The organism is Amycolatopsis sp. NPDC004079 (genome assembly GCF_040610415.1).
In the GTDB taxonomy this organism is placed as follows: domain Bacteria; phylum Actinomycetota; class Actinomycetes; order Mycobacteriales; family Pseudonocardiaceae; genus Amycolatopsis; species Amycolatopsis halotolerans.
Genome location: NZ_JBEXMH010000043.1, coordinates 63,128 through 85,095 on the forward strand (window position 1 = coordinate 63,128; position 21,968 = coordinate 85,095).

Sequence of the window (21,968 nt, forward strand, 5' to 3'; positions counted from 1 at the left end):
AACCGCCCGGGCTTGGTGCTGCCAAGCCCGGGCGGCCTATGTGCGCTTACTTCAGGAACCTCTCCACCGCGTCCGCAGCCGCAGTGATTCCGCCGTTGGCACGGATTTCCGCGCGCAACTCGGCCAGTCGCGCGGCGACGTCCGGCGAACTGCTGACCTCATCGACGGCTTCGCGGAGGGACTTGGCGGTCACCTGGTCTGCGGGAAGATGCTTGCCGACCCCCAACGCTTCCAGTTGCGCGGCATTGCCGAACTGGTCGACGGCCTGCGGGATGGCGACTGTCGGGACGCCGTACCACAGGGATTCCGTGCAGCCGCCCATGCCGGCGTGCGTGATGAAGGCCGACGCGACGTCGAGAATCGCCAGCTGGGGCACCGTTTCGTGCGCCTCGACCGACTCCGGCAGCGGGCCGAGGTCGTCCTTCGAGACGTGCTTGCCGATCGAGAGCACGACGTGCCAGCCGTCGAACTCCGTGATGCAGTGCCGGTAGACGTCCAGTTGATCGTTGTACGCGGTGCCGAACGACACGAGCAGTACAGGCTTCCCGTCGGACGGCGGCGTCCAGTGCTCTGCCGCGCGCGCCGGGTCGAGGCATGGGCCGACGAACTGGACGCGGTCCTCCGGCACGCGGTCGGCGTTCGGCTGCATCGCACGCGGGATCAGGGACAGGATCGGTACCGGTCGCGCGAGCCACGTCCAGGCGTCTTCGGTGACGCCGTGTTCCGCCAGCCATTCGGTGAACGTCCGGTCGTAGTCCACTCCGGACGGTGAGGTGCGGATCGGTTTGAGGACCTCGGCGAGTTCTTCCTCGTAGCCGTCCCAGGCGACGTAGGTGGGGGAGAGCTGCACCGCCGGTACTCCGTAGCGGAGGCCGAGCAGGGGCGCGCCGAGGCCGCCGATGTCGTAAAGCAGCAGGTCCGGGCGGTCCTGGTCGAAGGTTTCGATCAGTTGCGGGTGGATCGCGATGGCCTCGTCGAGGAAGACGCGCATCGCTTCGGCCGGGTCCTCCGGCCACTCCGCGTCCGGGCCGATCGGGAAGATCGTGGGATGCGCGACGACGTCCGCGCCGGTCGATTCGACCAGTTCGGCGAGCGGTTCGCCCACGACGTAGCTGACCCGGTGCCCGCGTCGCACGAGTTCGCGGATGACTCCGAGCGAGGGGTAGACGTGGGAGGGCGCGGAACAGCCGACCACGACGATGTGCTTGCCCATAAGGCGAAAGTGTCCTTTCCGGACGAGATGCGGTCCGGCACGCAAAGAAGGGGCAGCCCGGTGGCGGGCGGCCCGGAGAGTCGTGCCGGGATCAGGACAGGCGGCAGCGGGCGAAGATCGTCATGGACCGGGACGGTAGTGCGGCCGGTCGCGGGGAGCAACCGGATTTGCCGGGCATAGCCGTCACCGGCTTGCCGTGGTGAACAACTCCGCATCACCTACTACTTTCCATCGCAACCAACTTTGTGTTACAAAGTTCAGGACAGCGAAGCACTGGGGGACGAGATGACAGAAGCGTTCAGGCTGACCGGCCTGGTGAAGCAGTTCAAGCAGGTCCGCGCGGTCGACGGCGTGTCCTTGACCGTGCGGCGCGGCGAGGTCGTCGCGCTCCTGGGGCCGAACGGCGCTGGCAAGTCGACCACCATCGACATGCTGCTCGGGCTCACCTCGCCGGACGAGGGGAGCGTGCAGGTGTTCGGCGGCTCGCCCCGGGCGGCGCTCGACTCCGGGCGGCTCGCGGCGATGGTGCAGAACGGGTTCCTGCTGCGGGACGTCACGCCGGGCGAGCTGGTCGAGTTGCATCGGTCGATGTTCCGGAATCCGTTGCCGGCCAAGGAGGTTTACGAGCGGGCTGGCATCGGGGAGTTCGCGAAGCGGCGGTGCGGCAAGTTGTCCGGCGGGCAGCTTCAGCGGGTCCGGTACGCGCTCGCGCTCACTGGCGACCCGGAGCTGCTGCTCCTCGACGAGCCGACGGCGGCGCTGGACGTCGACGCCCGGCGCGAGTTCTGGGCGTCGATGCACGAGTTCACGGCGGCTGGGCGGACCGTCCTCTTCGCGACGCACTACCTCGCCGAAGCCGAGGACTACGCGGACCGGGTCGTGTTGATGCGGCACGGGAAGGTCGTCGCGGACGGGGCGGTCGACGAGGTGCGCGCGAATGTGTCCGGGCGAGTGATCAGGGCAGTCGTACAGGGCGCCCGCGAGGAAGCTCTGGCCGCGCTGGACGGGGTCGCCAGTGCACGTGTTCAGGGCGAACGTGCGGAACTGGGCTGTAGCGACTCCGACCTGGCGATCCGCGCGTTGCTCACGGCATTCCCACAGGCCAGCTCGATCGAGATCACCTCCGCGGGGCTGGAGGAAGCGTTCCTCGCCCTCACTTCCGACGAGCCGCAGGGAGCGCTCCGATGAACCTCGTCTACCTCCGCCTCGAGATCCTGCGCATCGTCCGCAGTCCGCAGTTCGCGCTGTTCACCATTGTGGTTCCGCTCGGCATGTTCCTGCTGTTCGGCGGACTGTTCGGCGACCAGGTCGGCGCGAACGGCATCAGGGGCAGCGTCACGACGATGATCAACATGGGCGCGTACGGCGCGATGAGCGGCGCGTTGTTCACCGGCACCCGGGTCGCGACCGAGCGGACTGACGGCTGGCAGCGACAGCTTCGGCTCACACCGATGCGTGGACCCGGCTACCTCGCGGTGAAGATCGCGTCCTCGATGGCGATGGCGTTGCCGGTGGTTCTGGTGATCTTCGTGGCCGGTGCGCTGCGCGGGGTGCAGCTGACTGCGACACAGTGGCTGATCAGCGGCGTCTCGTTGTGGCTGGGCGCGCTGCCGTTCGCGGTGCTCGGGCTGCTGCTCGGACTGTTCGGCAAGGGCGACACAGTCGGCGCGATGACCGGTGCGTTGATGCTGCCGCTCGGCGTGTTCGGCGGGTTGTGGATGCCGCTCGCGTTCCTGCCGGAATGGATGTCCACCCTCGCGCACTTCTTCCCTACGTACTGGCTCGGCCGCGTCGGCACGCTCCCGATCGATCACGCGGGCGGTCTCGGCCTTGCGGTCGGCGTGCTGGCGGCGTGGCTGGTCGTGCCCGCGCTCGTGGTGGTGCGGCGGTTCCGGCTGGGACCGGTGAAGGTCGCGTGACGTGTTAGCTTCCGTGCTGCATGCGGGGTCAGTACGGGGGAAGGGCGGTCCGGGGTGAACAACGACGCGGGGGACCCCGTCGAGGACGAGGGCGAGCCGCTGTCCGCGGCGGAATCGCTCGAACTCATCGCCCTTCAGCACGAGCGGACGCGCCGGGAGCTGCGAGTCAGCCCGGCGCGTCTGTTCGGCGTCTGGGCGTTCACCTGGCTCGTCGGCTGGGGACTCGTCTACCTCTCCGACGACCGGTCGGCGGCGCTGCTGCCCGGCTGGGTCGCGGGAATCGTCGTCGCAGTGCTCATGGTGGGCGCGATCTTCTACTCCGCTTGGCACGGCAGCAAACCCAGCCGGGGGATCCGCGGCCCGTCGCGGCGGATCGGCGCGATGTACGGCTGGTCGTGGGGTATCTCGTACGCCGCGATGTGCCTGATCGACATCCGGATCACCAAACTCCTCCCCGAAGGCTCGGACCTCGTGCCGTTGCTGTGGTCGGGCACGTCGCTGCTGCTCACCGGAACGCTCTACCTCGCGGGCGGGATGCTCTGGCAGGACATGCGGCAGTACTTCCTCGGGGGCTGGATCATCGTGTGCAGCGGGGCGAGTGTCCTGGTCGGTGTGCCGGGCAACTTCCTCGTCCTCTCGCTAGCCGGCGGCGGCGGATTCGCGGTCGCGGCGCTGGTCTACGTGGTGCGGCCCCGTGGCTGAGCTGCCGGAGCTCGACCCCGTCATCCACGCCCAGGCGCGGCTGCGCGTCACGGTCGCGCTCGCCGGGCTGCGTCCCGCCGACCAGATCACCTTCCCCCGGTTGCAGCAGCTGCTGGAGATGACCGCGGGCAACCTCTCGACGCATCTGCGCAAGCTCGAGGACGCCGAGTACGTCGAGATCACCAAGGCCTACGAGCACCGCACGCCGGTCACCCTGGTGCGGCTCACGAGCAAGGGCCGGGCCGCGTTCGAGAGCTACACCAAGGCGTTGCAACGGCTCCTGGACGCTGGAACCTGACATGTCTCGCTGGGTCGTGCACTTGGACCTCGACGCGTTCTACGCCTCCGCCGAACAGCTCACCCGGCCGACGCTGCGCGGGCGCGCGGTGGTGGTCGGCGGCACCGGGCATCGCGGCGTCGTCGCAGGGGCGAGTTACGAATCCCGCGAATACGGCGTGCGTTCGGCGATGCCGATGTCGCAGGCGCGACGGCTGCTCCCGGCTGGCGGAGTGGTGCTGCCGCCGCGGTTCCGGTTGTACGAAGTCCTGAGCAAGCAGGTTTTCGACGTCGTCGGCGAGGTCGCGCCGGTGCTGGAACGGATTTCGCTCGACGAGGCGTTCGCCGAACCGCCCGCATTGGCTGGCGCTTCGGTCGAGCAGGTGACCGAGTGGGCCGAGAATCTGCGGGCGCGGATCCGTTCGGAGACCGGGCTGACTGCGTCCGTCGGGGCGGGGACTGGCAAGCAGGTCGCGAAAATCGGTTCGGACCGCGCGAAGCCGGACGGTCTGCTCGTTGTGCCGCCGGGTACTGAACGTGAGTTCTTGGCCCCGCTGCCGGTGCGCGCGTTGTGGGGGATCGGGCCGGTAGCGGAAGCGAAACTGCGCACGATCGGTGTCCTCACGTTGGGCGAGCTGGCGGCATTGCCGGAGCCGGACGCGGTGTCGACGCTCGGTGGTGTGGTGGGCCGCGACTTGCGACGGCTGGCGAGCGGGTTCGACGACCGTCCGGTCGCGGAGCGGGGCGAAGCCAAGCAGGTGAGCGCGGAGACGACCTTCGACGTCGATGTGGTCGATCTCGTCCGGTTGCGTGCTGAGGTAAGGAAAATCGCGGCTGGCGCGCACGCTCGGCTGGTGAAGGCGGGTCGTGTCGCGCGCACGGTGGTGATCAAGCTGCGGCATACGGACATGAGCACCGTGACCCGCTCCGAGACCACCGCTTCGCCGACTGACGACCTCGAACAGCTTGCGGCTACTGCGGAACGGCTGCTGCTCGACCCGCAGGAGTTCGGCGGCGTGCGGCTGGCGGGCGTTGCGTTCAGCGGGCTTTCGGTGCCGCATCAGGACGCGTTGTTCAGCTTGACCGTGCCTGCTGCGACGGAGGAGCCGGTGGTCACCTCGACCTCGGAGCCGTCGCCGGGCGGGAGTGCGCCGGTGTCGTCGTCAGGATGGCGTCCGGGCGACGACGTCGTGCACGCCGAACACGGCACGGGCTGGGTGCAGGGCGCGGGGCACGGCCGGGTGACGGTGCGGTTCGAAACGCGCACGTCCGGCCCGGGCGTCGCGCGGACGTTCGACCAGACCGATCCGGCGCTGACTCGCGGACAGCCCGCCGACTGCCTAGCCTGAGCGTTTCGCCTGGTCACGACCGGGGTGTTAACCCACAAGAGTGATGAGGAAGGATGTGCCGGGCAGTCGGGCAAAGGGGATGATCATGACGAACATGCGCCGCGCCGCCGCCCTCGCCGGGGTCGCGCTGATGCTCACGGCGTGTGGGAGCGAAGCCGCCCCGCAACGTGACGGATCGCCCTCGGCCGGGCCGTCGTCGTCGGCGGCCGCTTCGCCGGATTCGTTCACCGTCGTGGCGACCGGCGACGTGCTGATCCACCCGCGGCTCACCGAGCAGGCCGAGGCGGACGGCGGCGGGAAGATCGACTACCGGCAGCTGTTCGCCGGGGTCAAACCGCTCGTGTCCGGCGCGGATCTGGGGATCTGCCACCTCGAAACGCCGCTCGCGCCGGAAGGCGGGCCGTACAGCGGATATCCGTCGTTCAGCGCGCCGCCGGAGATCGCGGACGCGTTGAAGGACACCGGATACGACACCTGTTCCACCGCGTCGAACCACACCCTCGACCAGGGCGCGGCGGGTGTCACGCGCACTTTGGACAAGCTCGACCAGACCGGGCTGAAGCACACCGGCTCCGCGCGTTCGGCTGAGGAGGCGGGGAAACCGCTGATCGTGGACGTGCACGGGGTGAAGGTCGCGCAGCTTTCGTACGCGTTCGGGTTCAACGGGATCAAGCGGCCGGCCGGGAAACCGTGGCTGGCCAACGAAATCGACCCCGACGAGATCTTGGCTGCGGCGCGCGCGGCGAAGGCGGCGGGGGCGGAGGTCGTGATCGCCAGCCTGCATTGGGGTGTCGAGTATCAGCATGACGTGACTGCTGAGCAGAAGCAGTTGGCGCAGAAGCTGACGGCGTCGCCGGACCTCGACCTGATCATCGGGCATCACGCGCACGTGGTGCAGCCGTTCCAGAAGGTCGGCGGCAAGTGGGTGGCGTTCGGGCTGGGCAATGAGGTCGCTCGGCATGACGAGCCTCGCGGGTCGACTGAGGAAGGGGTCGCGGCGCGGTTCCGGTTCAGCCGGGCTGACGGGCATTGGGCGGTGGACAAGGCGGAGTATGTGCCGACGTTGATCGACCTCGGGCCGCCGATTCGGTTGCGGGACCTGACGACTGCGCCGCCGACGCAGCGGGGGAAGGAAGCGCTCGCCAATACCGATGAGGTGGTGCTTTCCCGGGGTGCTGGGGATGACGGATTGAGCCGCCCGGGTCGGTGACGGTTCGGGCCGGTTCGGTGGCGAGGTGTCGATGGAGCACCCGATGCCGCTGGGGCGATGGCCCGCCTTCTCCCGGGGCGTGGTGGGATGCGGCCGGGACGGCATCAGGGCGATCGCCCTGGACGACTGCCCTGGGCAGGTGTCCGTGTAGGGCGGGCGTTCGCCCTGGTCGGACGGTCGTACTGGGCAGGTGGTCGGGCGGTTAGGCCGCAGATCGTCTTGAGTGTCGGGCGGTCGTCCAGGGCAGGCGTCCGTGCCGGTCGGGCGGTCGCCCCGGTTAGGCGATTGTCCGGGCCGGGCGACCGTGCGGGGCGGACAATCGCCCTGGGCGGGTGTTCGGCATAGACGGGCGTTCGTCCGGGGCGGGTGATCGGCCGGGTCAGTGGTCTCGGCGGGTGATGAGCTGGGCTAAAGCAGTCAGTTCGGCTGTCGCGCGCGGGGTCGGGTTGGCGGCGGTCAGTGCGGTCAGCGCGTCGGTGAGCAGCTCGTCCGCTTGGGCGTGGCTCCATGCCCGGCCGCCGGCCTCGTCGACTAGGGCCGCGGCTTTGGCGAGGCAATCGTCCGACAGCGGTTGCCGGTACAGCATCGACAGTTCCGCTCCGGCTGACGTGCCGGAGGTGAGCGCGGCGACCACCGGCAGGGACTTCTTGCGGCTGCGCAGGTCCGAGTACACCGGCTTTCCGGTGACGGCCGGGTCGCCCCAGATGCCGAGGAGGTCGTCTACATGTTGGAAGGCCAGGCCTAGCGATCGGCCGAAGCGGCCGAATCGTTCGACGTGTTCGCCTCGGCCGCCGACCACCAGCACGCCGAGCGTGCACGCCGCGCTCAGCAGGGCCGCCGTTTTGCCCTGTGCCATTCGCACGCATTCCGCGACCTCGACGTTCGTCCGTTGTTCGAACGACAGGTCTTCGTGCTGGCCGTGCAACAGGTCCAGCACCGCTGTGCTCAGCAGACGCGCCGCGGCGGGGCCGTCGGGGGACAGGACGTCGAAGGCCAGGGCGAGAAGGGAGTCTCCGGCCAGCACCGCTTGTCCGGTGCCGAACACGGTCCACGCGGTGGGGCGGTGCCGTCGCGTGCGGTCGCCGTCCATGACGTCGTCGTGCAGCAGCGAGAAGTTGTGCGCCAGTTCGACGGCCACCGCGGCCGGGATCGCGTCTTCCGGGTCTCCGCCGCAGGCCTCGGCGCAGAGCAGCACCAGCGCCGGGCGCAGTGCTTTGCCTCCGGAGGCGCTCGTCGCGGTTCCCGTCTCGTCCCACCAGCCGAGGTGGTAGCCGGCGATCCGGCGCATCGACACGGGCAGCCGGTCGACCGCCGCCCGCATCGCCGGTTCCCACCGGCTCCGGCTCCAGTCCAGCACCTCGGCGACGGAGCGGGCCCCGGCGCGCGCGTCCACCGTCGTCATCGTCGCACCGCTTCCCTGCGCGGCGCGGCGGCCAAAGCGGACAGTGCGGCGGGGTGGGTGACGGTCACTGCGAAACCACCTAACGTCGAAAACACCCGGGAACACGGAGAGACACGGTTTTTCCGGGAGCGGGCAAGGAATGCGAATCGAAAAGCGGCGCCGCGGATCAACATAGCAAGCGGGATCACCCCGACAATCACTCGATCGGGTAGCCGCCGCCGGTTCACCTGTTTGCCGAGGTTCCTTTTCGGACATTGCCGGTGCTGTTGTCGGGTCGACAACGGCGGGTGCGTCACCGTGGGTCTGCTGCCGTGACCCGGTCGTGTGCGCGCCACCGGTACCCGAGTCGTTTTCCCTTGCCAAGCAAGGTCAATCGGGGGAACCGGTATCCGGCCCGCTGCTCCGATCCGGCGAACCGCGGGGGCTCCGGACGGCCACCCGGCTGAATCGCGCGTTCCGCCGTTGTCCGTTCCGGAATCGGCTGGATAGCGTCGGCCAGCGTATTTCCCCGCGCGAAAGGAACCGGATGAACGTCTACGTGACCGGGGTGTTCTGGGTCGTCGGCGCGGCGATCGCGGCCGCGGTGATCGGCTATCTCGTCCGGCGTTTCGGCTGGGACGAGGGCCGCCGCGACAACAACGACGCCGCGGGCCAGGTGTTCACCATCGTCGGCGGGCTGCACGCGGTGCTGGTCGCCTTCGTGCTGATCTCGCTCTTCGACGCCGTCACGTCCACGCGCGAGGGTTCCTACACCGAGGCGGAAGGCCTGGTCGCCGCGACCTGGTCGGCTCAGGCGCTGCCCGGCGACACCGGCGAGCAGGTGCGGCACCTCGCGATCGCGTACGCGACGACCGTGTCGAAGCAGGAGTGGCCCCGGCTCATCGACGACGGTCCGATCCCCGAGACCGGCTGGACCCAGCTCGACCAGATGCGCCGCGTGGTCGCCAACGCGCAGGCAGGCGACGACTGGACGAACGACCGCAAGAAGGACGCCGCCGCCCAGCTCTGGCAGGTCTACCAGGCCCGGCAGACCCGCATCACCGGCGCGGAAACCGACGGCGTCGGCTCGGTGATGTGGTTCGCGCTCATCCTCGGCAGCGTGATCTCGATCCTGCTGCCGAACCTCTTCGGCGGCACCCGGATGGCCGCGCACCTGGTGATCGTGTCGACCCTGGCCGGCACGATCGTCCTGCTGCTCTATGCGATCTTCCAGCTGCAGAACCCTTATGCCGGCGGCGCGAACGTGCATCCGGACGCGTTCACCACGGCGATCTCGCGGCTCGGCTGACCGGTGCGAGGTTCCCGGTACCTGACTGTGGTGGTCGCCGCGGCCGCGGTCGCCGGGCTGCTCGTCGCGTCCGGTTGGCTGGCCCCCGCGCGGCAGCGCGCGGCCGCGACGTCCTGCCGGGTGCTGCAGGTCGAAAGCCGCGACGGGTGGTCGTCCGACATCGTGCGGCTGACGTTGCCCTCCGGTGCCCGGCATCTGTTGCACCACAGTCCTTTCGCGCTGAATGCCATCGCGTACTCGGCGGCGCAGGACGTGACGTACGGCGTCGCCGACGGCCGTTTCCGCGACGGCTGGCACGCGGTGCGGATCGACTCCGACGGCGAGCTGACCGACCTCGGTCCGGTCGGCCGCGACACTCACCACGGCGTCTGGAGCTGGGTGACCGGCGCGACGGCCGGAGCGATGTCCGGCAATTCCTGGTACGTGAAGCGGGCGACCAGTCTGTACACAGTGGACGTTGACCCGCACAGCTCCGGTTATCTCACCGCGACCGGGCCGGTGCTGCTGCATCCGTGGTGGCTCGCTTCGGGGGTTGACGATTTCGCGTATAACCCCGAAGACGGTCTGCTGTACGGGGTTTCCTCCGCGGCAGAGGGTGCGGTGGTCACGGTGAATCCGGTGAGCGGAAAGGTCGCGAAGGTGCCGGGGGAGCGGTTCCCGGACGCGACCTACGGTTCGGTCGTGTTCGGGCCGGACCACAAGCTCTACGCGACCGCGAACTGGATCGACGGGCGGAGCGTCACGTACCGGATGGACGGCGGTTCCGCGGTCGAGGTGAGCACCGGGCCGCCGTTGGTGCTTTCCGACGGTGCCGGGTGCTTGGCCGAACCGCCCCCGCCGCCTCCGCCTCCACCACCGCCACCGCCAACGACGTCGTCTTCGACACCGCCGCCGTCTTCGCCTTCTCCCACACCGTCCCCGACGCCGTCTCCATCCCCGACGCCGTCGACCTCGGCGAGCCCCACGCCGTCCTCAACGCCACCGACCCCACCGTCAACCCCACCCTCCCCTGAGCCGACCCAGCCGAGTCCGATCGCACCAACCCCGACCCCGACCCCGACGCAGCCGCGGGACGCGATCATCCAGCCCATCCCGATGCCGCAACCCCCTGCGCCCTCGCGCGCCGCTCCGGTGAAGGCCATCCAGAAACCGCCCGAGAAACGAGCGGCAAAAGCGCGCGCCAATGTGAAGAAGCAGCGCCGCTGGGGTGTCGCGGCGATCCTGCTGATCGTCGGAGGAGGTGCGGTAGCGGCTCGAGCACGGCGCGCTCGTTAACGCGGCAGTCGTCTCGATGACGGACGTTGTCCAACTCGGCCGTCGAGACTTCCCCGGGCGTCGAAATGACGCCAGAGGAGGAGAAAGCCGATGAAACGCGTGAAGATCGGGCTGGTCGCCGGGGCGCTGGTGCTGCCGCTGGCCGCCGCGGGCCCGGCCGAGGCCAAGGGCCGCCCGGACGATCACTACCGGGTGCGGGCCGGGCACACGCTGCAGGTGCGCGGCGACGCCCAGCGCGACGGCGCGGTCGTGCGGCACACCGCCCCCGGGCACGGCGCGCTGGCCATCGGCCCGGACGGAGCGTTCCGCTACACGCCCGCCGCCGGGTTCACCGGGCGCGACACGTTCACCTATACCGTCAGCGACGCGGTCCGGCTGTACCCGACGGACTTGCCGCCGCTCGGCACGATCGGCGGCGTCAAGATCACCGGCGGCGGTTACGGTTCCGCGCTCACCCCGGTGCCGGGTTCGCGCGACGAGTTCTACGGGCTGACCGACCGCGGCCCGAACGTCGACGCTCCGGACGGGTCCAAAGTGGAGCCGATCCCGTCGTTCAAGCCCGCCATCGGCAAGTTTCGGCTCAAGGGCGGGAAAGCCGTGCTGGAGCGGAACATTCCATTGCGCGCGGCCGACGGTTCGCCGTACAACGGCCAGGTCAACACCCTCGCGAACACCGGCGAGACCATCGTGGACCTCAATGGCGCGAAACTGCCCGCGTCGCCGAACGGTTACGACTCCGAAGGCCTGGTCGCCCAGCGCGACGGGACGTTCTGGGTGTCCGACGAGTACGGCCCGTTCATCACGCACTTCCGCGCCGACGGCCGCGCGATCGAGCGGCTCTCGCCGTTTGACGGTTCGCTGCCGAAGGAACTGAAGAACCGCGTTCCGAACAAGGGCATGGAGGGTCTCGCGCTCACGCCGGACGGGCGGACACTCGTCGGCGTCATGCAGTCCGCGCTGCAGCAGCCGGATCTCACGAAGAAGCCCAGCAAGGTTCCCGCACTGCGGATCGTGACGGTCGACCTGAAGACCCGCGCGACGCACGAGTACGCGTACCTGCTCGACAACCCGGACGAGACCGGCACGGCGGTCTCCGAGATCACCGCGCTGTCGGCGACTCGGTTCCTCGTGGACGAGCGCGACGGCAAGGCCGAGCCCGGCGCGTACAAGAAGCTGTTCGAGATCGACCTGAGCAAGGCGACTGATCTCGGCCCCGCCGCGAAGGTGCCGGGCGCGACCTACGACGCGGCCAAGGGCGGGCTGCTCGTCGATGGCGGCAAGAGCATTGAGGCGTACGTCGGCAAGGCGACCACCGCCGAGGCTGCTGACGCGCTTAAGAAGGTCGGTGTGACGCGGGTGGCGAAGAAGCTGTTCCTCGACGTCGGTGGTCTGGTGACTGGGCTTGATCCGAGTGGTGGGTTCTTCGGCCACGACAAGGTGGAAGGCGTCGCGACGACCGACGGCGGCCGGACCGTGGTGATCAGCAATGACAGTGACTTCGGCATCGATGGTGTGTCGAACTCGGCGGCTCCGTACAGGCTGCATGCGAAGACGCAGCCGAACGGGCGTCAGGACGACGGCGAGTATCTGCAGGTGGATATGACGAAGCTGCCAGCGCGGACGCGCACGCTGACGGTGACCGTCGACGTGCGCTAAGGGGCGTCAGTACTTGAACTGATCCACGTTGTTCTGCGTGATCAGCAGGGGATCGCCGAGCAGGACCGTCCGGGTGGCCGCGTCGTAGCGCACTGCAGGGAGCTCCGGGCTCACGTTGTTGCTGGGCCGGAGCGGGGTGCCGGTCGCGAGCTGCTCGGCGGTCCAGGCGGTGAGGTAGCCGAGGGATTCGACGTTCCACAGCACCGTCATGGAGCAGGAGCCGTCGACGAGGTACGGCTTCATCGTCTGCGGCGTGCCGGTGCCGACGGTGAACACCTGGCCGATCTTCTGCTGATCACGCACCGCTCGCGCGATGCCCGGTGTCGCCGTCGTGCACTGGCCGATCATGCCGGTGAGCTTCGGATGCCGGTTGAGGATCTCCTTCGCCAGCTTCGTGGCGGTGGTGGTGTCCTCGTCGGCGTACACCGTCTCGACCAGTTTCGCTCGGGGATAGTGTTGTGCCGCATAGGCTTTCTCGGCTTCGATCCACGAGTTGAGGTTCGCCGCGGCGCGCCCGCACGAGACGATCGCGTACTCGCCGGTGCCGCCGGTTTTCTTCATCAGCGAGCCGACCAGCGCCGAACCGATGCCCTCGGCCGTCGTCTGGTTCACGAAGACCTCGCGTTGCGAATCGGCGGCGTCGGTGTCCGTGGTGAGCACGTGGATGCCCTTCGCCCGCGCCTCCGCGATCGTCGGGGCCAGCTCCGCCGGATCGTTCGGGGCCACCGCGATGACGTCGACGCGTTCGGCGATGAGCTGCCGCAGGATCGCCGTCTGCGCCTCCGGGTCGACACTCGCCGGCGCGCGAGTGAACCACTTCGCGCCGAGCCGTTCGGAGGCCAGCATGCCGCCGGCGTTCATCGCGTCGAAGTACGGGATCCCGCCGATTTTCGGCACGAAGGCGATTTTCGCCGGCTCCGGAGCCGAGTCCGACAGCACCGGCGTGCAACTGGCCGCCACCGCCGCCGCGGTCGCCACCAGCGCCGCACCCAGCACGAGCGTTTTGGTCCGCCCTCGCATCCCCCACCGTTCCCCGGCAACTCGACCTGGGAGCCGAAGGTAGGGCCAGTGGCCACAGGGGGTCAACCGAACGCGATCAAACGGTTACGCAAACGAGTTCAACCGCCGGACGGCGCAGCCTCCTCTCCGCCCGCCGGACATGTCCCGTCCGCGGGCAGTTCACCGGTCAGCAGGTAGTGCGCGGCCTTGTCGTCGACGCACGGGTTGGCCTCGTTGAGGTAGGCGGCGTGGTTGCCGCCGCCGTCGACGAGCAGGCTCGAACCGCGCAGCACCCGGTGCATCCGCTGTGCTCCGGCCAATGGCGTCGCGGCGTCGTCTTTCCCTTGCAGCAACAGGATCGGCGGCACCGGGGCGGAGCCGATCCGGACCTCCGGCGACGGCGGGACCCGCCAGAACGCGCACGGGGCGCTGTACCAGCTGTTGAGCCAGGCGAACAGCGGCGCGGCGGTGGCCGACTTCGCGGTGTCCGCGTGCCAGGTCGCCCAGTTGCGCGGCCAGCCGGCGTCGGCGCAGTTGTAGGCGAGCTGGCCGGGATCGACCGCGTACTGGGCCTGTCCGGCGGCGATGTTCAGCCCGGTCGAATCCCCGCCGCGGTGGCTCGCGACCGCCTGCATCAGCGACGGCCAGGCCCAGTCGCCGTACATCGCGGACGACAGCAGATCGTCCAATTCGGACACTCCGGTCTTGCCGCCAGCCGGTTGCGCCGCGAGTTTCTCGCGCAGCTCGTTCCACGAAGCCTTCACCGCGGACGGGGTGGCGCCGAGGTGATACGTGCTGTCGCGCTCCGCGGTCCACGCGAACAGCTGCTCGGCCCGTGCCTGCAGTGCCGCGTTTTGCTGGAACTGCGTTTGATACGTGGTGACCGTCGGATCGACGACGCTGTCCAGGATCATCCGGCCGGTGTGCGCCGGGAACAACGTCGCGTAGGTGGCACCGAGCTTGGTGCCGTAGGAATAGCCGAGGTAGTCGATCTTGTCCTTGCCGAGCGCTTCGCGGATCCGGTCCATGTCGCGCGCCGCGTTCTCGGTGGTGAGGTGCGGAAGCAGGTCTTTCCCGTTCTCCGCGCACTGCGCCGCGATCTGCTTGGCCAGATCTTCGCGTTCGCGCTCTTGCGGAAGGCCGGCCGGTTGGTACGGCGCCGCGGGATGCGGCGTGAGTTTCGAGGTGTCGCCACAGGAAACCGGTGTGCTCGCACCGATTCCGCGCGGATCGAAGCTGAACACCGCGTACTGCTGGGCGACGTCCTGCGGCAGCTGGCTGAACACGAGCTTCTCGGTGCCGAGCCCGGACGCGCCCGGGCCGCCGGGGTTCACCAAGAGAAAGTGCGGCGAACTGAGACTGCCCATGCCCGAGACGGTGAGGGTGATCTGCTTCCCGTCCGGTTTCGCGTAGTCGAGCGGCACCTGAAGACGCGCGCACGACACCTGCCGGGGTGTCCCGGCCGGGCATTCGCCCCACTTGAGCTGGGACGTCTGCGCGCCGGCTGGAGCGCTGAGGAAGCTTCCGAGGAGAAAAACAAGGACAAGTGCGGTGGCGCAACGGCGCGCCAAGTTGATCACCACACTTCCGGTTATACCGATTTGCCAGACGCGCCGGGCGACAGTCATCACATCGGGCGACCTTGCGCCATTGATACCCCGCAGGGGTATAGTCGGCCGCATGAACGAGCACCAGCACGGAGCGTCTTGGTCCACCGCCGCCCAGGCGACGCTGCACTGCCTTACCGGGTGTGCCATCGGCGAAGTGCTCGGCATGGTTCTCGGCACCGCGTTCGGCCTGCACAACGCGGCCACTGTGGTGCTGTCCATCGTGCTGGCGTTCGTCTTCGGCTACGCCCTCACCATGCGCGGCGTGCTCAAGTCGGGCCTCGCGCTCGGGGCGGCCTTCAAGGTCGCGCTCGCCGCCGACACGGTGTCGATCGCGGTCATGGAGGTCATCGACAACACGGTCGTCGTGGCGATCCCGGGCGCGATGGACGCGGGACTGTCGAGCGGATTGTTCTGGCTGTCGCTGGCCTTGTCGCTCGCGATCGCTTTCGTGGTCACGGTTCCGGTCAACAAGTGGATGATCGGCCGCGGTCGTGGGCACGCCGTCGTGCATGCCCACCACCAGCACTGAGGTTCAGCAGGACGGCACCGGCGAATCGGCTCGGAGATAGGCCTCGGACACATAGTGCCCGGGGCCTATCCGGTTCCAGCGGGTAGTTCCGTCCACCGATTCGCCGCGCACGGAACACTCGATCGGCACCTGTGCGGAATCGGCCGCCAATCCGGCTGATGGCGCATCGTTGTCCGCCGACGTACGCACGACCAGCGGGGCTCCGCCGGTCACCACGCCGGTGGCTGGCGCGCTGCCAGTCCAGAGAAAAGTGACGTCCACGTAGCTGCTGCCTTTGAGGCCGAGGCCGTCCCAGAATGTGCCGTCGGCCAGGTCGAGGCCGGCTGGGTTGCGCACGGTGCGGCCGTGTTCGTCCTTGCCGCCGTTGAAGCCGTCTTGGTACGCCGCTTGTGCTTCCGGTACGCCTTGAGGGAGCGAATCGAACTGCGCGCGGCGCTCGGCGGTGTTCCAGTAGTCGTCGTGTTCGTTCCACGGCCCGACATCCCACACCGGCGCGTACTCGCAGCGTGCGCCGTCGGTTCGGCACACCTTGACGGTGAACGTCCCTCTTCCCTTGGAGGACACCGTTTTCGTGGACGGGAGCGCTACGAAATGGTCCCGTTCGGTGATCCGGTGCCCGCTCGAGGTGGTGCCGCCGACGAGCCCTTCGCGAGTCGCGTAGAGGCGGTAGGTCTGCGGTCTCTCCAGGACTCTTCGGCCGTGCTTGGGTTTGGCCGACGCGGGAGCTGGAGTCGACAAAGCGATAACTGTCACCGCGAGAAGGACGTGACCAGCCGCTTTCCTGGTTTTCATGAGCGCATCGTGGCCCGGCGCGCGGGATTGGCCGCGCAACCGGGCCCGCGCGTCAGGCGGAAACGATCCGGTGCGGCCCGGTCTTGCGCGGCTGGTCGTCGACCGGGACGTCGGCGGACAGTTCCCGGCGGATGGCCCGGGCGCGTTCGGCGTAGCCGCGGGACCGTTCGGGCTGGCTGAGCGCGGAGTGGAGTTCGCCGAGGAGCTGGGACACGTGGGCTTCGGAACGGCGGTCTCCGTTGCGGCGGTGCACGCTCAGCGAGTTCACCAGCAGCAGCTGCGCGTGCGCGAGATCGCCGCTGTACAGGCAGAGTTCGCCCAGGTTCTGGTTCGCGTAGCCGACGCAGTGGTCGTCGCCGAGATCGGTGAACACCGCGATGGCACGGGTGACGTGTTCGCGGGCTTCGGCGAGATTGCCCTCGCGTTGGTGCAGGAGCCCGAGCCGTTGCAGCGCATGGGCTTCCCGGTGCCGGTCGCCGATTTCGCAGGACAGCTCCAGTGCGTCGGTGTACCACCGGCGGGCGGTCGCGTAGCACTTGCGCGCGACCCAGATCGACCCGATCGCGATCCGGATCACCGCTTCGCCGTGCGGGTCGCCCGCCTCGCCGAACAGCCGGAGCGCTTCGTGGCAGGGCTCGAGCGCGCGGTCGGTTCGGCCTTGCATCCGCAGCACGGTGCCGAGGCCGGCGTGTGCCTCGCCGAGCCCTTGCTGGTCGCCGATGCGGTGGTACAGCTCGCGTGCGGCTTCGAAGGCGACCATCGCGTCCGCGTCGTTGTCTTGGTACAGCAGGACTTGACCGAGGTTGCGCTGGACGACTGCCTCGCCGCGGAGCGCGCCTGCCCGGCGTGCCGCTTCCAGGGCGATCAGATGGGTGGCGTGCCAGTCGTCCTGGTGGCCGCGGAGGTCGAAGTACGGGGTAAGGGCCACTGTGAGCCGCCAGGTCAGGTCGTCGAAACCGCGTTCGGCGGCCAGTGCGACGGCGGCGACGCAGGTGGCACGTTCGGCGGCGAACCAGGCGGCTGGGTCGGTCAGCAGCCGGTCCGCGTCCGGCGGCAGGGCTGGGTCGGTTTCGTCGTGGTACTGGCCGAAGAAGTGGATCGGCATTCGCTCGGCGGCTTCTACTGCGAGCGCTAGATATCCCTCGAGTACGCGGCCGACCGCGGCTCGGGTTTCGTCGGGTTCGGCCAGTTCGGCGGCGTACACGCGCAGGAGGTCGTGCAGGCGGTAGCGCGGTTGGCCCGCGACATCAGTGGCGACTAGCTCGACCAGGTGTGCGTCGACGAGCACGTCGAGGACGTCGTCGGCGGACGGGCGGCCCAGGACCGCGGCGACTGCCCACGCCGGGAATTGCACCGGACCCAATGCGCCTAACCGGCGGAAGGCCGCGGCGGCGGACATGGGCAGGAGGTCGTAGCTCAGGGTCACGCTCGCGCGGACGGCCAGGTCGCCGACGCGCAGCTCGTCCAGGCGGCGGTGTTCGTCGTGGAGGCGGTCGGCGAGGATGCGCAGGGACCAGGTCGGGCGATGGGTGAGCTTGGCGCCGGCCACGCGGATCGCCAGCGGCAGATGTCCGCATTGGCGCAGGATCGCCGCCGCGTCTTCGGGTTCGGCGGCTACTCGGTCGTGGCCGACGATGCCTTCCAGCAGACGGGCGGCTTCCGGCTCCGGCAGCAGGTCGACGTCCACCGGGACCGCGCCGGGCAGGTCCGGCAGGCGGATTCGGCTGGTGACCAGCACGGCGCACGCGCCTGCGCCGGGGAGCAGCGGGCGTACTTGGGCGGCGCTGCCCGCGTCGTCGAGGACGATGCACATCCGGCGGCCGGCGAGCTGGGAACGCAGGAGTGCGGCGCGTTCCGCCAGGTCTCGGGGGAGGCCGGAATCCGGGATGCCCAGGGCGCGCAGGAGTTCGGCCAGGACGCTCATGGGCGAGCGTGGGGACGACGACGTCCCGGCGAGGTCTACATGCAATTGCCCGTCTGGGAAAACGGTTCGGACCGCGTGCGCGACCCGTACCGCGATTGAGGATTTGCCGATTCCCGGTGCGCCGGACAGGACGACGATCGTGGGACGTTCCGCTTCGGCGTGTTGGCGGAGTTTCGCGACCAGATGCCGGGTTACTTCGCCGCGGCCGGTGAAATCTGGCAGGTCCAGCGGTAATTGGCAGATCGGCGGGACTTTGGCGCACGGGACTTCGAGGGTGGTGCGGAGTTCGCGGAGTGCTGCGCCGGGGCTCGCGGACAGTTCGTCGGCGAGGGTTTGTTCGACCAGTTCGTACGCTTCCGCGGCTTCGGTGGTGCGGCCTGCGTCGCGTAGTGCGGTGATGAGGTGGTGCCAGAGTTCTTCGCGGAGCGGGTGTTCGGTGACCAGGGCGCGTAGTTCGGCGATGACTTCGTTGTGGCGGCCCAGGGCTAGGCGGGCGCGTAGGCGTTGTTCTTGTACTGCCAGGCGTAGTTCGTCCAGGCGGGCGACTGTGGGGCCCCAGGTCGGGTCGTGGGGGAGCCCTTCCAAGACTTCGCCGCGCCAGAGGGCGTGGGCCTCGTCCAGGAGGGTTAGTGCGGTTTCTGGGTTGTCTTGGGTTTCCCAGGCTTGCGTGGCCAGGCGGGTGAAGACGAGGTGGTCGAGTTCCTCTTCCGGGACGGTCAGGAGGTAGCCGGAGGCTCGGCTCGTGATGCGGTCGGCTAGGTCCGGAGAGGTTTCGGCAAGGCGGCGGCGGAGGGAGTGGACGTAGGTGCGGATGTTGGCGGCCGCGGAGCGCGGGGCGGTGGTCGGCCACAGGACTTCGACCAGGGCTTCGGTGGATACGACGATGTTCGGCTGGAGGGCCAGCGCGGCCAGCAGCAAGCGGGGCTTCGGGCCGCCCAGCGGTACGGCCCTGCCCTCGGCGATGACCTCCAGCGGCCCCAGGATCCGGAAGGTCAGCGAAATCAATTTACCCGCCTTGGCGGCAAGGTCCCCATGGTCGGCATGCTAGGAGCGTTTGCGCCGGTTAGCTAGATCCACTTGGGGAGGAATACCCCATAAGGGGTGATATCGGGGGTGGATGTCACCGAGTGTTTCCTGGGGGTGAATCGGTTTCATGTGCGGGGTTCGGCTTGTCGCCTGGCGGCGACATTGCTGCGTTGGTTGCGCGGGGCACCCCGAAGGTTGATTGTGCTGACGGTCTGGGGGTGCTTGTCAAGGCGGGAAAGATGCCTTGGCAAGCACCCTCAGACCGCAGGGAGGCTTCGTATCGGGGTTGGGGGAGGGGCTGGGTGTCTCGATGGGCGGGTGAGTCTGCTGCGGTTGGGCAGATGGGTGAGTTTTTGGTGTTGCTGATCGGGATTGTGCGACCTTCGTAGGTGGTGTTTGGGGCTGTCTAGTGCTGTGCGGGGAGGGCTGCGAAACGGGCGTTTTTCTGATTTCGGCACATTCCGCTGTGGACAGTGCGGATGAAACGGACTTTGGTCGCGCTTGTCCCTTGTGTCGCGATGAGAGGAGCAGATAACGGTTCCGCACCGGGGAGCTTGACGCTTCCCTGGCGGGCGGGGGCAGTCCTAATCTCGTTCCGGCGGCAGGCGGGGTCGAGGCCGCGCAACACGAGGGAGTTGCTGTGCGTAGAAGCGTCACCATGTTTCTTTCGCTGGCGGTGGTGGGCGGCTTGGCCGCTTCGCCTGCCGTGGCGTCGGCTCAGGGGCGGGCGGACATTCCGCAATCGCATCCGGCTTGGGCCAATCCGCAGTCCAAGGTGGCCGACACGGCCGCGTCGTCCACAATGGACTTTCGGGTTTACTTGAACCTCAAGGACCAGGGCGCGGCGGAGGCGGCCGCGCAGTCGGTGTCCGATCCGAACAGTCGCGGGTACCGGCATTATCTTTCGCCGGACCAGGTGCGCGACCAGTTCGCGGCTTCCGACCAGACTGTGTCCGCGGTGAAGAATTGGCTGTCCGCAAGCGGATTCACCACCGGCGAGGTGCCGTCCAACCGGGCGTACGTCGAGGCGACCGGTACCGCTGACCAGGTGCAGCGCGCGTTCGCCGTGAACCTGGGCAAGTACCAGGTCAAGGGACAGACGTTGCGGGCGGCGGACAAGGACCTGTCCGTTCCGGCCTCACTGGCCAAGGACGTGCTCGGCGTCGTCGGCGTCGATCAGGCGACGAATCTGTTCAAGCCGGACCACACCGACGGTGCGGACACGCCGGCGACGAAGCAGTCTCGCGTGCAGGGCAGCCCGTCTACCGCGCCGCCCAGCAAGGGATTCCGCAACTCGGGACCGTGTAGCGCCTACTACGGCGAGAAGACCGACACGACTGACCCGGCGTACAACGGCAAGCAGCTTCCCTACGCGCCGTGCGGTTACACGCCCGCGCAACTGCGTTCGGCGTACGGGCTGGACCAGGCCGCGAAGCTCGGTGCGGACGGTCGCGGCACCACGATCGCCATCGTGGACGCGTTCGCCTCGCCGACGATCTACGCCGACGCGGCGGAGTACGCCAAGCGCAACGACCCGGCGCACCCGCTGACCAAGCAGCAGTTCAAGCAGCACATCTTCCCGCCGAACCCGGTGCTCGAAGGGCCGGACCAGTGCGACGCTTCCGGCTGGTACGGCGAGGAGACCCTGGACGTCGAGGCCGCGCACGGGCTCGCGCCGGGCGCGAACATCCTCTACGTCGGCGGGCAGGACTGTGAAGACCTGTCGCTGGACACCGCGCTGAACTACGTCGTCGCGGGGCACAAGGCCGACATCATCTCCAACTCCTACGGCGACACCGGCGAGGACATCCCGGCCGCCGAGGTCAAGGTGTTCAACCAGATCTCGATGCAGGCGGTGCTCGAGGGCATCGGCGTGTACTTCTCCTCCGGCGACAACGGGGACGAGGTCGCGCGGCTGGGCACGCCGTCGCCGGACTTCTCCGCTTCGGCTCCGTGGGTGACCGCGGTCGGCGGCACGTCGCTGGCGGTCGGCCAGGACGGCAAGCGGATCTTCGAAACCGGTTGGGAGACCGGCAAGTCGACGCTGGACAACGGCGCCTACGCCCCGGCGTTCCCGGGCACGTTCAACGGCGGCGCGGGCGGCGGTACGAGCCGGCTGTTCGGCCAGCCCTTCTACCAGAAGGGAATCGTGCCGGACGCACTGTCCACGAAGAACCAGACCGGCGGCGCGAAGGGCCGCGTGGTCCCGGACATCTCCGCGATCGCCGACCCGAACACCGGGTTCCTGGTGGGCCAGACGCAGACCTTCCCGGACGGCGTCTACTACGACCAGTACCGGATCGGCGGCACGAGCCTGGCGTCGCCGGTGTTCGCGGGCGTGATGGCGGTGGCCGACAGCCTCGACCACTTCCACCACGGGTTCATCAACCCGGTGCTGTACCAGCTGACGTCGCGCACGTCGGCGATCCACGACGTGCAGCACGTCGACGGCGCGGTGCAGCGCGTGGACTTCGCCAATGGGACCGACGCGTCGGCCGGGCTGAAGACCTCGGCCCGGGTGCTCGACTACCCGAACCTGACGATCCACACGACCAAGGGCTACGACGACGTGACGGGCCTCGGCTCGCCCAACGGAGTGGCGTTCCTCTTGCTGGTGTGACCGAGGGGTGAAAGGAAGGGCCTGCCGGGACTCCCCGGCAGGCCCTTCCTTGCGTGGCGGTCCGTGAAGGACTCCTTGAGGGAATCTGATTCCCTCAAGGAGCCCGGAAACGCCCCGGGGCCCGCGCGGGCCCGCCGGGCCGCCCGGCCGGGGGGGCGCGGGGGAGGGGCCCCCGCTG

17 protein-coding genes are annotated in these 21,968 nt (G+C 68.9%); 11 read left to right on the forward strand and 6 right to left on the reverse strand.

Going from position 1 to position 21,968, the window contains the following annotated elements; all coding sequences use genetic code 11:
* Positions 1-46: 46 nt before the first annotated feature.
* Positions 47-1,213: a macrolide family glycosyltransferase gene (locus tag ABZX37_RS33710; RefSeq protein ID WP_354746477.1), complete on the reverse strand. Its 1,167-nt coding sequence runs from the start codon at positions 1,211-1,213 to the stop codon at positions 47-49.
* 285 nt (positions 1,214-1,498) lie between these two features.
* Here ABZX37_RS33710 and ABZX37_RS33715 point away from each other — a divergent pair, with 285 nt between their 5' ends.
* From ABZX37_RS33715 to ABZX37_RS33740, 6 genes are all read left to right on the forward strand, one after another.
* Positions 1,499-2,401 carry an ABC transporter ATP-binding protein gene (locus ABZX37_RS33715; protein WP_354746479.1) on the forward strand — a complete coding sequence of 301 codons (903 nt, stop codon included), beginning with the start codon at positions 1,499-1,501 and terminating at the stop codon, positions 2,399-2,401.
* Positions 2,398-3,132, forward strand: coding sequence for an ABC transporter permease (locus ABZX37_RS33720; RefSeq protein WP_354746481.1), 735 nt, complete (start codon positions 2,398-2,400; stop codon positions 3,130-3,132). The genes ABZX37_RS33715 and ABZX37_RS33720 overlap by 4 nt, the downstream gene beginning before the upstream one ends.
* Before the next feature lie 54 nt (positions 3,133-3,186).
* Complete coding sequence (locus ABZX37_RS33725) at positions 3,187-3,834, forward strand: hypothetical protein (protein ID WP_354746483.1); 648 nt, start codon at positions 3,187-3,189, stop codon at positions 3,832-3,834.
* A complete protein-coding gene (locus ABZX37_RS33730; protein ID WP_344269543.1) occupies positions 3,827-4,132 on the forward strand; it encodes a transcriptional regulator in 306 nt (101 codons plus the stop codon). Before ABZX37_RS33725 ends, ABZX37_RS33730 begins: the two co-directional genes overlap by 8 nt.
* Position 4,133: 1 nt before the next feature.
* The gene (locus ABZX37_RS33735) at positions 4,134-5,459 is read left to right on the forward strand and encodes a DNA polymerase IV (RefSeq protein WP_354746485.1); all 1,326 of its coding nucleotides are present in this window, start codon (positions 4,134-4,136) and stop codon (positions 5,457-5,459) included.
* A gap of 85 nt (positions 5,460-5,544) precedes the next feature.
* A complete protein-coding gene (locus ABZX37_RS33740; RefSeq protein WP_354746487.1) occupies positions 5,545-6,669 on the forward strand; it encodes a CapA family protein in 1,125 nt (374 codons plus the stop codon).
* A gap of 379 nt (positions 6,670-7,048) precedes the next feature.
* Here the strand turns inward: ABZX37_RS33740 and ABZX37_RS33745 are convergent, their stop codons facing one another.
* Positions 7,049-8,071, reverse strand: a complete 1,023-nt coding sequence (locus ABZX37_RS33745; protein WP_354746489.1) for a family 2 encapsulin nanocompartment cargo protein polyprenyl transferase — start codon at positions 8,069-8,071, stop codon at positions 7,049-7,051.
* 526 nt (positions 8,072-8,597) lie between these two features.
* On the opposite strand from ABZX37_RS33745, the gene ABZX37_RS33750 reads away from it, so the two are divergent.
* The 3 genes from ABZX37_RS33750 to ABZX37_RS33760 all read left to right on the forward strand — a co-directional run bounded on the left by ABZX37_RS33750 (position 8,598) and on the right by ABZX37_RS33760 (position 12,290).
* Positions 8,598-9,359, forward strand: coding sequence for a hypothetical protein (locus tag ABZX37_RS33750; RefSeq protein ID WP_354746491.1), 762 nt, complete (start codon positions 8,598-8,600; stop codon positions 9,357-9,359).
* A gap of 3 nt (positions 9,360-9,362) precedes the next feature.
* Positions 9,363-10,634, forward strand: coding sequence for a hypothetical protein (locus ABZX37_RS33755; RefSeq protein WP_354746493.1), 1,272 nt, complete (start codon positions 9,363-9,365; stop codon positions 10,632-10,634).
* Positions 10,635-10,724: 90 nt separating this feature from the next.
* Positions 10,725-12,290: an esterase-like activity of phytase family protein gene (locus tag ABZX37_RS33760; RefSeq protein ID WP_354746495.1), complete on the forward strand. Its 1,566-nt coding sequence runs from the start codon at positions 10,725-10,727 to the stop codon at positions 12,288-12,290.
* Between the two features lie 6 nt (positions 12,291-12,296).
* Here ABZX37_RS33760 and ABZX37_RS33765 read toward each other — a convergent pair whose 3' ends face one another.
* Together ABZX37_RS33765 and ABZX37_RS33770 are read right to left on the reverse strand one after the other, a co-directional pair.
* A complete protein-coding gene (locus ABZX37_RS33765) occupies positions 12,297-13,310 on the reverse strand; it encodes an autoinducer 2 ABC transporter substrate-binding protein (protein ID WP_354746497.1) in 1,014 nt (337 codons plus the stop codon).
* Positions 13,311-13,408: 98 nt separating this feature from the next.
* The gene (locus tag ABZX37_RS33770; RefSeq protein ID WP_354746499.1) at positions 13,409-14,713 is read right to left on the reverse strand and encodes an alpha/beta hydrolase; all 1,305 of its coding nucleotides are present in this window, start codon (positions 14,711-14,713) and stop codon (positions 13,409-13,411) included.
* 256 nt (positions 14,714-14,969) lie between these two features.
* On the opposite strand from ABZX37_RS33770, the gene ABZX37_RS33775 reads away from it, so the two are divergent.
* Positions 14,970-15,428 (forward strand): DUF4396 domain-containing protein, encoded by a 459-nt coding sequence (locus tag ABZX37_RS33775; RefSeq protein ID WP_344269565.1) that lies wholly within the window; start codon positions 14,970-14,972, stop codon positions 15,426-15,428.
* Positions 15,429-15,431: 3 nt separating this feature from the next.
* Here the strand turns inward: ABZX37_RS33775 and ABZX37_RS33780 are convergent, their stop codons facing one another.
* Both ABZX37_RS33780 and ABZX37_RS33785 read right to left on the reverse strand, forming a co-directional pair.
* A complete protein-coding gene (locus ABZX37_RS33780) occupies positions 15,432-16,220 on the reverse strand; it encodes a hypothetical protein (RefSeq protein WP_354746501.1) in 789 nt (262 codons plus the stop codon).
* 52 nt (positions 16,221-16,272) lie between these two features.
* Positions 16,273-19,149, reverse strand: a complete 2,877-nt coding sequence (locus tag ABZX37_RS33785) for a BTAD domain-containing putative transcriptional regulator (RefSeq protein WP_354746502.1) — start codon at positions 19,147-19,149, stop codon at positions 16,273-16,275.
* Between the two features lie 679 nt (positions 19,150-19,828).
* Between ABZX37_RS33785 and ABZX37_RS33790 the strand changes: the two genes are divergently transcribed.
* Positions 19,829-21,790: a S53 family peptidase gene (locus ABZX37_RS33790; RefSeq protein ID WP_354746504.1), complete on the forward strand. Its 1,962-nt coding sequence runs from the start codon at positions 19,829-19,831 to the stop codon at positions 21,788-21,790.
* Positions 21,791-21,968 lie beyond the last annotated feature (178 nt).